16 protein-coding genes are annotated in these 13492 nt (G+C 67.8%); 12 read left to right on the top strand and 4 right to left on the bottom strand.

The annotated features are described in order from the left end of the window. Positions 1-70: 70 nt before the first annotated feature. Complete coding sequence (locus B7L05_RS07065; RefSeq protein WP_085809582.1) at positions 71-1291, bottom strand: acyl-CoA dehydrogenase family protein; 1221 nt, start codon at positions 1289-1291, stop codon at positions 71-73. Positions 1292-1415: 124 nt separating this feature from the next. Here B7L05_RS07065 and B7L05_RS07060 point away from each other — a divergent pair, with 124 nt between their 5' ends. Beyond that, positions 1416-2624, top strand: a complete 1209-nt coding sequence (locus B7L05_RS07060; RefSeq protein WP_085809581.1) for an MFS transporter — start codon at positions 1416-1418, stop codon at positions 2622-2624. A gap of 31 nt (positions 2625-2655) precedes the next feature. Here B7L05_RS07060 and B7L05_RS07055 read toward each other — a convergent pair whose 3' ends face one another. Then, the gene (locus B7L05_RS07055) at positions 2656-3441 is read right to left on the bottom strand and encodes an SDR family NAD(P)-dependent oxidoreductase (RefSeq protein ID WP_085809580.1); all 786 of its coding nucleotides are present in this window, start codon (positions 3439-3441) and stop codon (positions 2656-2658) included. A 69-nt stretch (positions 3442-3510) separates the two neighbouring features. Between B7L05_RS07055 and B7L05_RS07050 the strand changes: the two genes are divergently transcribed. The 7 genes from B7L05_RS07050 (at position 3511) to dcd (ending at position 9312) form a co-directional block, all read left to right on the top strand. Continuing rightward, the gene (locus B7L05_RS07050; protein ID WP_085809579.1) at positions 3511-5043 is read left to right on the top strand and encodes a class I adenylate-forming enzyme family protein; all 1533 of its coding nucleotides are present in this window, start codon (positions 3511-3513) and stop codon (positions 5041-5043) included. Beyond that, positions 5040-5825, top strand: a complete 786-nt coding sequence (locus B7L05_RS07045) for a thioesterase family protein (RefSeq protein ID WP_085809578.1) — start codon at positions 5040-5042, stop codon at positions 5823-5825. The genes B7L05_RS07050 and B7L05_RS07045 overlap by 4 nt, the downstream gene beginning before the upstream one ends. Before the next feature lie 123 nt (positions 5826-5948). Beyond that, complete coding sequence (locus tag B7L05_RS07040) at positions 5949-6569, top strand: EF-hand domain-containing protein (protein WP_085809577.1); 621 nt, start codon at positions 5949-5951, stop codon at positions 6567-6569. Positions 6570-6647: 78 nt separating this feature from the next. Further along, a complete protein-coding gene (locus B7L05_RS07035; RefSeq protein ID WP_085809821.1) occupies positions 6648-7367 on the top strand; it encodes a response regulator in 720 nt (239 codons plus the stop codon). After that, positions 7364-7762: a hypothetical protein gene (locus B7L05_RS17830; protein ID WP_307718261.1), complete on the top strand. Its 399-nt coding sequence runs from the start codon at positions 7364-7366 to the stop codon at positions 7760-7762. Before B7L05_RS07035 ends, B7L05_RS17830 begins: the two co-directional genes overlap by 4 nt. Beyond that, positions 7762-8694 carry a HAMP domain-containing sensor histidine kinase gene (locus B7L05_RS07030; protein WP_307718260.1) on the top strand — a complete coding sequence of 311 codons (933 nt, stop codon included), beginning with the start codon at positions 7762-7764 and terminating at the stop codon, positions 8692-8694. Before B7L05_RS17830 ends, B7L05_RS07030 begins: the two co-directional genes overlap by 1 nt. A gap of 63 nt (positions 8695-8757) precedes the next feature. Then, on the top strand, positions 8758-9312 hold the full coding sequence (gene dcd / locus B7L05_RS07025; RefSeq protein WP_085809576.1) for a dCTP deaminase: 555 nt from the start codon (positions 8758-8760) through the stop codon (positions 9310-9312). Positions 9313-9358: 46 nt separating this feature from the next. On the opposite strand, the gene B7L05_RS07020 is transcribed toward dcd, so the two are convergent. Together B7L05_RS07020 and B7L05_RS07015 are read right to left on the bottom strand one after the other, a co-directional pair. Beyond that, positions 9359-9709, bottom strand: a complete 351-nt coding sequence (locus B7L05_RS07020) for a tetratricopeptide repeat protein (protein WP_085809575.1) — start codon at positions 9707-9709, stop codon at positions 9359-9361. Positions 9710-9853: 144 nt separating this feature from the next. Further along, positions 9854-10414: a YqgE/AlgH family protein gene (locus B7L05_RS07015; protein WP_085809574.1), complete on the bottom strand. Its 561-nt coding sequence runs from the start codon at positions 10412-10414 to the stop codon at positions 9854-9856. Positions 10415-10520: 106 nt separating this feature from the next. Here B7L05_RS07015 and B7L05_RS07010 point away from each other — a divergent pair, with 106 nt between their 5' ends. The 4 genes from B7L05_RS07010 to B7L05_RS06995 all read left to right on the top strand — a co-directional run bounded on the left by B7L05_RS07010 (position 10521) and on the right by B7L05_RS06995 (position 13455). After that, entirely contained in the window at positions 10521-11000 is a 480-nt protein-coding gene (locus B7L05_RS07010; protein WP_085809573.1) for a peroxiredoxin, read from the top strand. A 44-nt stretch (positions 11001-11044) separates the two neighbouring features. After that, positions 11045-11305: a hypothetical protein gene (locus tag B7L05_RS07005; RefSeq protein WP_085809572.1), complete on the top strand. Its 261-nt coding sequence runs from the start codon at positions 11045-11047 to the stop codon at positions 11303-11305. A gap of 85 nt (positions 11306-11390) precedes the next feature. Continuing rightward, positions 11391-12821 (top strand): AMP nucleosidase, encoded by a 1431-nt coding sequence (locus tag B7L05_RS07000; RefSeq protein ID WP_085809571.1) that lies wholly within the window; start codon positions 11391-11393, stop codon positions 12819-12821. Between the two features lie 109 nt (positions 12822-12930). Then, positions 12931-13455: a hypothetical protein gene (locus B7L05_RS06995; protein ID WP_085809570.1), complete on the top strand. Its 525-nt coding sequence runs from the start codon at positions 12931-12933 to the stop codon at positions 13453-13455. Positions 13456-13492: the final 37 nt, after the last annotated feature.

Raw genomic sequence — 13492 nt, 5'->3', positions numbered from 1 at the left:
CGCGCTCCTCCTCGACCCGGCCCTCTCCGACGCGTGTCTGCGCCGCGCCTAACCGATGATCTCGTATGACTTACTGGTGATCGAGCATGCCCAGGATGCGCTTGGCGATCACGTTGTTCTGCACCTCGGACGAGCCGCCGTAGATCGACACCGCCTTGCCCCACAGCCACGTGCGGGTCTGCGCCAGTTCCTCGTTGCTGAAGCCCTCGCCTTCCCAGCCGAGGCCCTGCATCCCCATGATCTCGATCGCCAATTCGGCACGATCCTGCGTGATGCGCGCGCCGACGTTCTTCATCACGCTGGTCGCCGCGGACGGGCCTGCATTGCCCTTCGCCTCGAGCGCTGCACGGCGTAGCGTCAACGCGAAGGCGCGCTGATCCATCTCGTGCTTGATGATGCGCGTGCGCAGATCGCTGTCGGCCAGTTTGCCGTCCGCATCGACGTCACGATACTTCTTGGCGATCGAGACGATCGGCTCGCCCTGATTCATCCGGCCCTGCGAGCCGCCACCACCGGACAGCGAGTTGCGCTCGTGCTGCAGAAGGCGCGTGCCGATTTCCCAGCCCTGCCCCTCACGCCCGACGAGGTTCTCCTTGGGCACCTTCACGTTGGTGAAGAACGTCTCGCAGAACGGCGATGCGCCCGAGATCAGCTTGATCGGCCGCGTCTCGACGCCCTCGGCGTCCATGTCGATCAGCAGGAAGCTGATGCCCGCGTGCTTCTGCGTCTTGTCGGTGCGCACGAGTGCGAAGCACTTGTCCGCCCACTGTCCGCCGCTCGTCCAGGTCTTCTGACCGTTGACGACATAATGGTCGCCTTTGTCCTCAGCAAAGGTCTGCAGCGAGGCGAGGTCCGATCCGGCGCCTGGTTCGGAATAGCCCTGGCACCAACGCACTTCGCCGCGCACGATGCCGGGGATATGCTGCTGCTTCTGCGCCTCGTTGCCGTATTCGAGCAGCGTCGGGCCGAACATCATCACGCCCATGCCGCCGATCGGGTTCCAGGCGCCGATGCGCATCATCTCCTCGCCCAGCACGCGCGCCTCGGCGCGGTTCAGTCCGCCGCCGCCATATTCCTTCGGCCAGGTCGGCACGCCCCAGCCCTTGGCGCCCATCGCCTCGCGCCACTGCTTCTGCTCGGCGGTCTCGTCGGTCGGGCCATCAACGGCGGACATCGCATTGTCCTTGCCGCGCAGGCTCTGCGGGAAATTGGCTTCAAGCCACGCACGCGCTTCCTGGCGGAAGGTGTCCAGGGTGTCGGTCGGGCGGTCGAGTTCGGCGGCAGTTGCCATCTGGTGCTTCTCCGAAACCGATTCTGAAGATCGGGTATGGCCGCGCCATCGCACATTCCGGACGCGAAGCAAAGCGACAACATCGCGGCGATCGGCTAGGCTGATGCCAGGGGGAGATTAGCCGATGCGATTTGATCACCGCGCCGTACCGATCGCACTTATCGCGATGCTGATCGATTCGGTCGGGTTCGGGATCGTCCTGCCCGTCCTGCCCTCGCTGATCGTCGAGCTGGGCAACGTCGGGCTCGCGGAAGCGTCGCGGATCGGCGGCTACATGCTGGCGGTCTATGCCGTGACGCATTTCTTCGCCGGCCCCGTGATCGGCAGTCTGTCGGACCGGTACGGTCGGCGCCGCGTCCTTCTAATCAGCCTCACCTGCTTCGGCATTGACTATGCGCTGATGGCGGTGGCTCCCACGCTCGCCTGGCTGTTCCTCGGCCGTGCGATCGCGGGGGTCGCGGGCGCGACCTACGGTCCGGCGAACGCGGTGATCGCCGACGTCACACCACCCGAACGACGCGGCCAGGCCTTCGGGCTGCTCGGCGCGGCTTTCGGCGGCGGCTTCATCATCGGCCCCGCGATCGGCGGGCTACTCGTCGACTTCGGCGCGCGCGCGCCGTTCGTCGCGGCCGCCGCGCTCGCCTTCGTCAACGCACTCGTCATCCTCGCCTTCATGCCCGAAACGCTGGCGCCGGCGAACCGTCGCGCGTTCGAGTGGCGACGCGCCAATGCGATCGGCGCGTTCGCCCCGCTGCTCCGCGCCGGCGGTGCCAAAGCGCTACTCGCCGGCGCGGTGGTGTGGCAGATCGCGCACATGGTCTACCCTTCGACCTGGTCGTTCTTCGCCGAGATCGCGCTCGGGTGGGACGCGCGGGCGATCGGCTGGTCGCTCGCCGCGTCGGGCGTGTCGATGATGCTCGCGCAGATCTTCCTCACCGGGCGCGCGATCCGGCGCTTCGGCGAGGAGCGCACCGTGCTGATCGGGCTTGCCGCCGGCGCGATCGTCTTCGCCGGCTATGCGGTCGCGCGCGAGGGGTGGCAGATCTATGCACTGATCGCGGCCGGTGCGCTTACCGGGCTCGTCTTCCCGTCGATCAATGCGATCCTGTCCGCGCGCGTCGACGCATCGAACCAAGGCGCGCTGCAGGGTGGGATGGCGAGCCTTGCGAGCGTTGCGGCGATCGTCGGCCCATTGGCGATGACGCAGGCGCTCGCCTTCGGTGCAGAGCGGTCGTTCGGCGGCGGCGCCTTCTCGCTCGCCGCGGCGCTATGCGTCGTCACCTTTTCAATCTTCCTGTTCGGCGTCGTCCTGCGCCGCGGACAGCTTGCGTGACGGCGCACACCCGCCTGTCGACCGACCGCCGCTAGCCTTCGCGTCCCGGCCGCCGGCTGCCCCCGGTATCGAGGTGGAAGCCGGCGTCGACGCGCCACGTCTCGCCGGTGATCGCGCGCGCCGCGGGATCGAGCAGCATTTCGATCGGCCCGGCGATATCCTCCGCCTGCGGCGCCATCGCCATCGGCGTCCGCTTGGCGATCGTCGCGTCGAGCTTCAGCTTGCCCTCCGCCCCAAGCGCTTTTTCGAACCAGCCGGTGCCGACATAGCCCGGCGCGACGGCGTTGACGCGGATCGCAGGCGACAGCACGCGCGCCAGGCTCTGCGTCATCGTGATCAGCGCGCCCTTCGACGCGGCATAGGCAATCGACGAGCCCACCCCATGCAGCCCGGCGATCGACGCGACGTTGACGACCGCGCTCATCGGCCCCGCGCGCATCGCCGGCGCCGCCGCGCGTACCATCTGGAACGCGGCGACGGTGTTCAGGCGATAGATGTCGAGGAAGTCGTCCGCCTCGAGCCCGTCAAGATCCTCGTGCGCCACATGCTTGGTGCGGCCGGCATTGTTGACGAGGAAGTCGAGCCGCCCAAAGGCGTCGATCGCCGCGGTGACCAGCGCACGGCATGCCGTGTCGTCCGCGATGTCCGCGCGCACTGCGATCGATCCGTTGCCGACCTCCGCCGCCAGCGCCTCGGCCTCGTCACGGCTGTGCGCGTAGTTGATCACCGATCGCACGCCGCGCGCCGCCAGCCGCCGCACCACCGCTGCACCGATCCCCGTCCCGCCGCCGGTGACGATCGCAACCCCTCCGTCCATTTTGACGCTCCTTAAATCTCGAAGGTCGCGTATGGCATTTGCCGGACCGGGCGGCTAGCGACATGGTTCATGAAGCGCATTGACGAGTTGCTGGCGGAACCGTTCGGCACCCTGCCCGATCTGATCCGCCACCACGCCGCCGTCCAGCCGGACAAGATCGCGATCGCCGATGGCGACGCGCAAGTCACCTACCGGGAACTCGACGCCCTGATGGATCGCGCCGCCGCGGCGCTACAGCGCGACGGCACACAGCCGCAGCAGGCGGTCGCGATGGTGAGCTACCCCAGCGTCGCGCAGTCGGTGATCTTCCTCGCTGCATTACGCACCGGATCGATCGCCGCACCGATCCAGCCGTCGGCCACGCCCGATCAGATCGCCGGGATGATCGGCGACAGTGGCGCGAACCTCGTCTTCCTCGACGCCGCCAACGCCGCAGCGCTCGAGGGCGAGCAGCTTGCCGCGCGCGTCGTGATGCTCGAGGCGCTCGACGACTGGCTCGCCGCTGCCGGCGCGGAGCCGGCGCCGGCTGAAATCGCGCCCGAGCACGGCTTCAACATCATCTATTCGTCGGGCACCACCGGCATTCCGAAGGGGATCGTGCAGAGCCACGCGATGCGCTGGCAGCATCTGTCGCGCAACACCGGCGCGGGCTTCGATACCGCGGTCACGCTGCTCGCGACGCCCCTGTATTCAAACACCACGCTCGTCAGCTTCCTGCCGACGCTGGCCTGGGGCGGCACCGTGGTGCTGATGAAGAAGTTCGACGCGCGCACCTATCTTTCGCTGGCCGAGCGATATCGCGCGACGCACACCATGCTCGTGCCGGTGCAGTATCAGCGCATCATGGCGCTGCCCGACTTCGACAGCTTCGACCTGTCTGCGTTCCGTTTCAAGACGTGCACATCGGCGCCGTTCAAGGCAACGCTGAAGCGCGACATCCTCGATCGTTGGCCGGGCAAGCTCGTCGAATATTACGGCATGACCGAGGGCGGCGCGTCGTTCATCCTCGTCGCGGACGAATTCCCCGATAAGCTCCACACCGTCGGCAAGCTGTCGCCCGGGCACCAGGCGATCCTGATCGACGAGGACGGCCAGGAGGTCGCGCCGGGCGAGATGGGCGAGATCGTCGGTCGCTCACCAACAATGATGACGGGCTATCACGGGCGTGAGGCCGCCACGCGCGACGCCGAATATTACGATGCCGAGGGCAATCGCTACATTCGCCACGGCGACGTCGGCCGGATCGACGAGGACGGCTTTCTGATCCTGATGGATCGCAAGAAGGACATGATTATCTCGGGCGGATTCAACATCTACCCGTCCGATCTCGAAGCCGTGCTCGCGCAGCACCCCGCCGTCGCCGACTGCACCGTCGTTGGCGTGCCGAGCGAGGAATGGGGCGAGACGCCGGTCGGCTTCTACGTCCCGCGCACCGGCGCGTCTGAAACGGCGGAGGAGGTACGCAGCGCGGTCAACGCGAAGCTCGGCAAGACGCAGCGCCTGTCGAAGCTCTACGTCGCCGATGAACTGCCGCGCAGCGCAATCGGCAAGGTATTGAAGCGCGAATTGCGCGATCGCATCGCCGCGGGGGAATTTGCATGACCAGCCTGAAGGAAATCCTCGACGGGCTCGAGCCGCTCGGCGACGGCCCAGGATGGCGCGGCACCATCCCGGATGGGTGGCTGCAGGGTCGAACCGGCTATGGCGGCCTCTCCGCCGCGATCGCGCTGCACTGCGCGATGCAGTCGGACACCGATCTGCCCCCGCTGCGTTCGGCGCAGGTCAGCTTCATCGGCCCGCTCGCCGGACCGATCCTCGTCACCGCGCACCGCCTGCGCCGCGGCAAGAACGCCGCCTTCATCCAGGCCGATATCGAGAGCGAGGCGGGGCTCGGGCTGCGCTGCACCTTCGTGTTCATGCGCGCGATCGAGAGCGAGCTGGATTATGCAGTGACGACGGTGCCTAATTTCGCGCAGCCGCAGCCCGGCGAGCAGACGTTCAAGGGCAACCCGCACGTCGCCTTCACGCAGAACTTCGAATTCCTCGATCGCCGCGACGGGCCCGATCTGCAGCCCGCCGAATGGCTGCGCTGGACGCGGCTCAACGAGCGCGAGGGGCTCGATCCAATCGTCGAGCTGATGGCGGTGGGCGATTGCCTGCCCCCCGCGGCGCTGCGCCTGATCGGCCGCAACGTGCCGATGAGCTCGCTCACCTGGATCCTCAACGTCCTAGGCCCAACGCCGTCCACGGAGGACGGTTGGTGGCTGTTGCGATCGAACGCCGATTACGCGCGCGCCGGCAGCTCGTCGCAGCTGATGGGGATCTGGAACAGCCGCGGCGAGATGGTCGCGGAACAGATGCAGTCCGTCGCGGTCTTCGCCTAGCCGGAACGATCCGAAGACAATTTGCGACACTTTGCTGCCGGGACGGCACAATATCGTGACATCGGGCGTAGAAAAGCGGACGTGACGGTGGGGATCAACCCGCCACCACGGAAGGATCTGTCCATGAACCGCTTCTTGCTCGCTGCGGCGCTCGCCGGCACCACGCTCGCCGGCATCGCCGCCGCGCAGCCGCAACCTCAGCCCGCCACGTCGGATCGCGCCCAGCGCGGCAGCGCGGCGCTCGATCTCGACAAGGACGGCGTTATCACGCGCGCGGAGGTGCTGCAGGCGGCCGATGCCCGCTTCGCGGCACTCGACAAGAACCGCGACGGCACCGTCTCCGCCAGCGAGCGGCCGAACATGCGCGGCGGCGACATGACGCGCGAGCAGCTGCGCCAGCGCATGGTCGCACGCTTCGATCGCGCCGACGTTAACAAGGACGGCAAGATCGAGCAGAGCGAGCGCGCCGGGCTTCGCGGCCGCGGCGGCAAGCGCATGGCCGAGGGCGGCCGGCGCGGCGGACCCGGAATGCGCGGCGGCGGTGGCCACATGCTGATGATGGCGGATGCCAACCGCGACGGCGTCATCACCAAGGCAGAGGCGGTAGCAGCGACGCAGACGATGTTCGACCGGATCGACACCAACCGCGACGGGCGCATCGATCAGGCCGAACGTGGCGCGGTTACCGACCGCATGAAGCAACGGCGCGGCGCGAATCCGGCAGCGGCCGATACCGGGCTCTGAGGAGCCATATCGCACCGGGCGGCCATCCGCGCCGTCCGGCGCTTCCTGCGGGAAAGCGACATGCTAGACATCGATCCCATGACCGATGTGCCCCATCTGCTGCTCGTCGACGACGAGCGTTCGATCCGTGAGCCGCTAGCACAATATCTCACCAAACAGGGCTTTCGCGTCACGCAGGTCGGCGATGCCGCGGCGGCTCGGACGCGGCTCGGCGCCTATGCCATAGACCTTGTCGTGCTCGACATCATGATGCCGGGCGAGGACGGGCTTAGTCTGTGCCGCCACATCCGCGAAACGAGCGAGGTGCCCGTGATCCTCCTGACGGCGCGAACGGAGGAGACCGATCGCATCGTCGGGCTGGAGATGGGCGCCGACGATTACGTCGTGAAGCCCTTCTCGCCGCGCGAGCTCGCGGCGCGGATCAAGGTCGTGCTGCGGCGCGTCCAGGCCGGAGGCACCCGCCAGCATGCGCCGGAGGGCGGCGCCTACGCCTTTGCCGGCTGGGTCCTGAAGAGCGGCGAGCGCACGCTGGTCGATCGCGAGGGCGTGGCGGTACCGCTGTCGACGGGCGAATATAATCTGCTCCACGCGCTCGTCACGCGCCCGCGGCAGGTGCTCACCCGCGATCAGCTGCTCGATCTGACGCAGGGGCGCGAGGCGGCGGCGTTCGATCGCGCGATCGACAATCAGGTCAGCCGGCTGCGCAAGAAGATCGAGCCCGACGTCAAGAACCCGCAGCTCATCAAGACGGTATGGGGCGGCGGCTACACGCTGGCGTCCGAAGTCACGCGGTTGTGAGGCTGCCCTTTCCCCGCAACCTGTCGGGGCAGCTCGCACTTCTGCTCGCGCTCGCGCTATTCGTCGCGCAGGCGATCAACCTCGCGCTGGTGCTGCGCGACCGCGCCGATTTCCGGCTGGCGCAGGCGACGCGGCCCGCCGCCATCAGGATCGCCGACGCGATCGAGCGCGCCGGCGATCGCCCGCTCGCGCCCGATCGCGGGCGGGTACGCCGTCGCGCCGCCAACCCGATCCCCGCTTCGCTCGAGCGTCATCCCGAGGTCGCCGCCGAACTCCGGCGCCAGCTCGCCGAGCTTGGCGTCAGCGCGCGCCGGATCGATACCGGCGTCCGCCCGCTCGAGGATCGTCCTCGGCCCCGTCGCCCCGGCCGTCGCATGGCAACGGCGATACGCTGATGATCGCGGTCGAACGCGCCGACGGCTGGATTGTCACCAACGCGCCCTGGCCACGCGGAGAAGGGCGCTTGTTCTGGGTGCTGCTCGGGCAGACGCTGATCATCTACGCGCTGATCCTCGTGCCGGTCCTGTGGATCGCACGCCGCATCGCGCGCCCGATGCGCGCTCTCGCCACCGCCGCGCGCGAGTTCACGCCGCGCACGACGCCGCCGCCGCTCGCCGTCGAGGGGCCGGGCGACGTTCGCGACCTGATCGTCGCGTTCAACGCGCTGACGCAGCGGATGACCGCGATGCTCGACGAAAAGGATCGCATGCTCGGCGCGATCGGGCACGATCTGCGCACCCCGCTCGCCGCGCTGCGCGTCAGGATCGAATCGGTCGACGACGAGGACGATCGCGCGCGCATGGCCGATACGATTGCGGAGATGAGCCGCACGCTCGACGATATCCTCTCGCTGGCGCGACTCGGCCGGCCGAGCGAGGCGGTGACGGAGGTTGATCTCGCCGCGCTGGTGGACGCCGTGGTCGACGACTTTCGCGATCTCGGCGCCGCCGTTTCGTTCGACGAGGCGCCGCGGCTTCGCATGCGATTGCGGCCCACGCTGTTCCGGCGGGCCGTGCGCAACCTGATCGAGAATGCGGTCAAATACGCCGGTGCTGTCGAGGTATCGGTGGCGGACGAGGGTGCGCGTGTCCTCGTCTGCATCGCCGATCGCGGCCCCGGCATTCCGCCTGACAAGCTGGCAGCGGTGTTCGATCCGTTCACCCGGCTGGAAGCGTCGCGCAACCGCGACACCGGTGGAATCGGCTTGGGGCTCGCGCTCGCACGGGCGATCGTGCACGATGCCGGCGGCGACGTGACGCTGGCCAACCGTGAAGGCGGCGGCCTCGCCGCGACGATCGCGCTCCCCCGACGCAGCGCGGTCGGCTGACGGCACTGCTTGCCAAGCGACCGACGGATCGCGAAGAGGAGCGGCGAAAGGGAGCCGCCCATCATGTCCGTCCAATCCGATCGCTGGATCCGCGCGCAAGCGCTCGCCAACGGCATGATCGAGCCGTTCGTGGAGGCGCAGCGGCGCGACGGATGCATCAGCTACGGGCTCAGCTCCTACGGCTATGACGCGCGCGTCGCCGACGAATTCAAGATCTTCACCAACGTTGATTCGGCGACGGTCGACCCCAAGGATTTCGCGGCCAACAGCTTCGTCGATCGCAAGACCGACGTGTGCATCATCCCGCCCAATAGCTTCGCGCTAGCGCGCACCGTGGAATATTTTCGTGTGCCGCGCGACGTGCTGGTCATCTGCCTCGGCAAATCGACCTATGCACGCTGCGGCATCATCGTGAACGTCACCCCCTTGGAGCCGGGCTGGGAAGGCCATGTGACACTCGAATTTTCGAACACCACGCCGCTACCGGCCAAGATCTACGCCAATGAGGGCGCGTGCCAGTTCCTGTTCCTTCAGGGGAACGAGCCGTGCGAGACCAGCTACGCTGACCGCGCGGGCAAATACATGGGCCAGCGCGGCGTCACGTTGCCGCGCTTGTGACGCCCGGGTTGTGCGGCGGCAGAAGCCGCGCGCCCTCGATCCTGGGTTAGCGCCCGGCCAGCGCCACGCCGCCGAGACGATCAAGCCCGCGCTGCGCGACCGCGCGTGACGAAGCAACCGCGCCATCGGGCATCGCCATCTCCACGTCCTCGGCGGTGAGCGCGGCCCGATACAGCGACGCCGCCTCAGTCGAGCGACCAGTACGCGCATAAACCGCCGCCAGGTTGATCATCAGTTCGGGCCGACGCGGGAAAATGCGCCGCTCGGTCGTAAGCGCCTGCTCGGCCGTCGCGTAATCGCCGGCCGCGATCGCCTGATACGCTGCCCGATCCGCTGCCATCGCCGGTGCTGCGACCGCTGCCGAAACGATCGCCACCGCCAGTGCCATTTTGCGCATGCCACATCTCCCACATGACAACCTCGTGACGTCGAGGTTTCAGTTTTATGACGGGAGTGTGTCACTTCGAAGACAAGCGCGCAAGAGCGATCATCATACGGCGCGCGCGAGAGAAAACCGGCTTTCGGGAAGTACGCTAGACGCTCAGGCGTGTCCGCTTTCCGATCCCAGTAGCCGCGGGTCGATGCCGGCGCAGGCGAAGCCGCGCGTCCACCGGCCATCGGCCGCACTGTCGAACAGCATGCCTTCGTCGTCGTCGACGTTGAGCCAGCCATGCCGCGTCATCTCGGCGTCGAGCTGTCCGGCGCCCCAGCCGGCATAGCCGAGAGCAACCAGCCAGCGCGCCGGCCCCTTGCGGTCCGCAATCGCACGCAGCACGTCGAGCGTACCCGACAGCGACCATTTGCCGGCGACGTCGATCGTGTCCTGCCCGGCCCAATCGCGACTGTGCAGTACGAAGCCGCGCCGCGTCTCGACCGGGCCGCCGAAGTGGATCGGCGCATTCGGCACGTCGCCCGGCGTGATATCGACCTGCTTCAGCACGTCGTGCAGCCCAAGCCCGGCGATCTCCGCGCCGATGCCGATGCCGAGCGCCCCCTGCTCGTCGTGCGCGCACATAGCGATCACCGCCTGGGCGAAACGCGGGTCCCCGATGCCGGGCATCGCGAGAAGGAACTGGCCGGTAAGAAAGGTCGCGGTCTCCATTGCCTCCATCTAGGTTGCCCTGCGCACGGTCGCCACGCTTGAAAACGCCCGCCGGCCTTGCGAGGTACCCCGCGCCGCACCTTCGCGTGCTTCAGGAGATTTCGATATGACGATCAACGTCGGCGACAAGCTGCCCAAGGCAACCCTGGTCAAGGCAACCGAGAACGGTCCGGAAGCGATCGACTCGGAAGAGTATTTCGCCGGCCGCCGTGTCGCGCTGTTTGCGGTGCCGGGCGCGTTTACCCCCACCTGCTCGGCCAAGCATCTTCCCGGGTTCGTCGAGAAGGGCGCGGACCTGAAGGCGAAGGGTATCGACGAGATTGCCTGCACCTCGGTCAACGATCCGTTCGTGCTCGGCGCCTGGTCGAAGTCGAGCAACGCGGGCGACATTACCATGCTGGCGGACGGTAACGGCGATTTCGCCGAGCAGCTCGGGCTGACGATGGACGGGTCGAAGTTCGGCATGGGCAAGCGCAGCCAGCGCTACTCGATGATCGTCAACGATGGCGTCGTCGAGCAGCTCAACGTCGAGGCACCCGGCGAGTTCAAGGTCAGCTCCGCCGACCACCTGCTCGGCAACCTCTGACGAAAGAGCGCGTTGGTCGTGACGGTAACGCAAGGAGTTTAGTCATGACCAACGCGCAGAAAACCGGTGGCGCGAACGACGCCGCATCGTTGACCGAGCGTGCACGCGAGGCGGCAAGCAGCGCCGGCGAGAAGGTCGCCGCCGCAGCGTCATCGACGGTCGAGGCGGCAAAGGACCATCCCTATGCCGCCGCCGGGATCGTCGCCGGCGTTACGGCCGCGGTTGGCGGTGCTGCCTATGCCGCGACAAAGCTCGGCGGTTCGGCCGACGACGGCCCCGGCAGCAAGCCTAAGTCGGCACAGTAACGCTCCGGAAATGTCGGACGCCGCTTCGCCGTCGCGCGCGAAGCGGCGTCTTGCCAGCGTCATCGACGCGACCTAACCATCCGCGATGACTGCACAGGACATCGTTGCCGAACTCGATCGGCTGTATACCGGCGCCGTGTCGCGCCTCCAGGCCGCGCTGGACACCTACCTCTCCACCGGCACCCCACCGCCAGCCGAGATGCGGCGCGACGGCTCGTTCGTTTACCCGGAAATCCGGCTCAGCTTCCGCGGCGGCGACGATCGGCCGACCCCGCTTCGCTCGTTCGGCCGGCTGGTGACGCAGGGCGAATATCGCATCTCGGTCACCAAGCCGGGACTGTTCGCCGATTACCTGATCGAACAGCTCGAACTGCTGATCGAGGATTACGACGTCACCGTCACCGCCGCGCCGAGCGCGACCGAGATCCCCTTCCCCTACGTGCTTGACGCCGGCCATGCGCTCAGCCTCGACGAAGTATCGGCGGCGCAGCTTGCCCGCTACTTCCCGGCGACCGAGCTCGCGCATATCGGCGACGAGATCGCCGACGGGCTTTGGGCCTCGATCGACGGCACACGCCCGCTCGCGCTATTTGACGGGCTGCGCACCGATTTCAGCCTCGCACGGCTGCGCCACTATACCGGCACGCCGCCCGAGCATGTCCAGCGCTACGTCCTGTTCACCAACTATCACCGCTACGTCGACGAGTTCGTCCGCTGGGCGGCGGCGCAGGTCAACGAGGGCAGCCGATTCACAGCGCTGTCGGGCCCGGGCGGCGTGCTGTTCCAGCCGGGCGACGATCCCGCGATCCTCGATGATACCGCGTGGCGCCGCTTGCAGATGCCGGCCTATCACCTGATGGCGCCCGATCGCACCGGGATTACGCTGGTCAACATCGGCGTCGGCCCGTCGAACGCGAAGACGATCACCGATCACCTCGCGGTCACGCGCCCCGATGCGTGGATGATGATCGGGCATTGTGGTGGACTGCGCCCGTCGCAGCGGATCGGCGACTATGTTCTCGCGCACGCCTATCTGCGCGACGATCACGTGCTCGACGACATGCTGCCGCCCGAAATCCCCGTGCCCGCGATTGCCGAGGTCCAGCAGGCGCTGGCGCGCGCGGCGGAGGCGGTGAGCGGCCAGTCGGGCGATGAACTCAAGCGCCGGCTGCGCACCGGCACGATCGTCACCACCGACGATCGCAACTGGGAATTGCGCTATAGCCGCTCGGCGCTGCGCTTCTCGCTGAGCCGCGCGGTTGGGATCGACATGGAATCGGCGACGATCGCGGCGCAGGGATTCCGCTTCCGCGTCCCCTACGGCACGCTGCTGTGCGTATCGGACAAGCCGCTCCACGGTGAACTCAAGCTGCCCGGCCAGGCGAACCGCTTTTATGAGCGCGCGATCTCCGAACATATGCGGATCGGCATCCAGGCGTGCGAGGAGTTGCGGCGCGAGGGCGCCAAGCTGCACAGCCGCAAGCTGCGCGCGTTCAACGAGCCGCCGTTCCGCTGATCGGGCCTTGCGGTGCGGGCGCGGATGGTTCCCACGCACGCACCGCAGGAAACGTTTCGCCGTGCCGTTGCGTTACCCCGCCGACGAAGCTCGAAAAGGGGAGCAAGTGATGGCCGATACCGAAGATACACCGCCCGCCGACACGCCCAAGCCGCGTGCCCGCCGCGCGCCGCGCAAGACGAGCCCGGCCAAGCCAGCGACGGCGTCGTCCGCCGGCACGCCCACGGCCAGCGCGCCGAAGCCGCGCCGCAAGCCTGCCGCAGCCGCCGCGTCCGATACGGCATCGACGACCAAGAAAACTGCCGTCGCGCCCCCGAAGCCGCGGTCGAGCAAGCGCGCAACCCCGGCCCCCAAGCGCCCCACGCGCCCGAAAGCCGCGGCCACGCCCGAGAAGAGCGCCGGCTGGAAGAACAAGGCCGCGATCGCCGGTGGCCTGGCCGCTGTAGGCGCAGCGGCGACAGCGGCGCTCCTGTCGCTACGTGGATCGACGCCGCGATCAACGGCTGCGGGCAAGGATGGCGGAAAGGCCAAGCCGGTCGACAACACTGCTGATCATGCGCACACGCCCGACGGCACCGATGCGACCAAGTCGTTCAACGCCGGCATCGCCGACGAGAATACGATCCCGGAATAAACCGTCGCGCGTGATGCCGCGCAGTCATTCCCGCGGG

Source organism: Sphingomonas sp. TZW2008 (genome assembly GCF_002117915.1).
Taxonomy (GTDB): domain Bacteria; phylum Pseudomonadota; class Alphaproteobacteria; order Sphingomonadales; family Sphingomonadaceae; genus Sphingomonas.
The sequence above is the reverse complement of the archived record's forward strand: the minus strand, read 5'-3'. Positions and strand labels throughout refer to the sequence as shown.

Excerpts from the sequence above, each read along its gene's own strand:
- B7L05_RS06995 (WP_085809570.1), top strand. The coding sequence starts at position 12,931 with ATGGCCGATACCGAAGATACACCGCCCGCCGACACGCCCAAGCCGCGT.
- B7L05_RS07010 (WP_085809573.1), top strand. The coding sequence starts at position 10,521 with ATGACGATCAACGTCGGCGACAAGCTGCCCAAGGCAACCCTGGTCAAG.
- B7L05_RS07040 (WP_085809577.1), top strand. The coding sequence starts at position 5,949 with ATGAACCGCTTCTTGCTCGCTGCGGCGCTCGCCGGCACCACGCTCGCC.
- B7L05_RS07030 (WP_307718260.1), top strand. The coding sequence starts at position 7,762 with ATGATCGCGGTCGAACGCGCCGACGGCTGGATTGTCACCAACGCGCCC.
- B7L05_RS07050 (WP_085809579.1), top strand. The coding sequence starts at position 3,511 with ATGAAGCGCATTGACGAGTTGCTGGCGGAACCGTTCGGCACCCTGCCC.
- B7L05_RS07005 (WP_085809572.1), top strand. The coding sequence starts at position 11,045 with ATGACCAACGCGCAGAAAACCGGTGGCGCGAACGACGCCGCATCGTTG.
- dcd (WP_085809576.1), top strand. The coding sequence starts at position 8,758 with ATGTCCGTCCAATCCGATCGCTGGATCCGCGCGCAAGCGCTCGCCAAC.
- B7L05_RS07065 (WP_085809582.1), bottom strand. The coding sequence starts at position 1,291 with ATGGCAACTGCCGCCGAACTCGACCGCCCGACCGACACCCTGGACACC.
- B7L05_RS07020 (WP_085809575.1), bottom strand. The coding sequence starts at position 9,709 with ATGCGCAAAATGGCACTGGCGGTGGCGATCGTTTCGGCAGCGGTCGCA.
- B7L05_RS07035 (WP_085809821.1), top strand. The coding sequence starts at position 6,648 with ATGACCGATGTGCCCCATCTGCTGCTCGTCGACGACGAGCGTTCGATC.
- B7L05_RS07000 (WP_085809571.1), top strand. The coding sequence starts at position 11,391 with ATGACTGCACAGGACATCGTTGCCGAACTCGATCGGCTGTATACCGGC.
- B7L05_RS07060 (WP_085809581.1), top strand. The coding sequence starts at position 1,416 with ATGCGATTTGATCACCGCGCCGTACCGATCGCACTTATCGCGATGCTG.
- B7L05_RS07055 (WP_085809580.1), bottom strand. The coding sequence starts at position 3,441 with ATGGACGGAGGGGTTGCGATCGTCACCGGCGGCGGGACGGGGATCGGT.
- B7L05_RS07045 (WP_085809578.1), top strand. The coding sequence starts at position 5,040 with ATGACCAGCCTGAAGGAAATCCTCGACGGGCTCGAGCCGCTCGGCGAC.
- B7L05_RS07015 (WP_085809574.1), bottom strand. The coding sequence starts at position 10,414 with ATGGAGACCGCGACCTTTCTTACCGGCCAGTTCCTTCTCGCGATGCCC.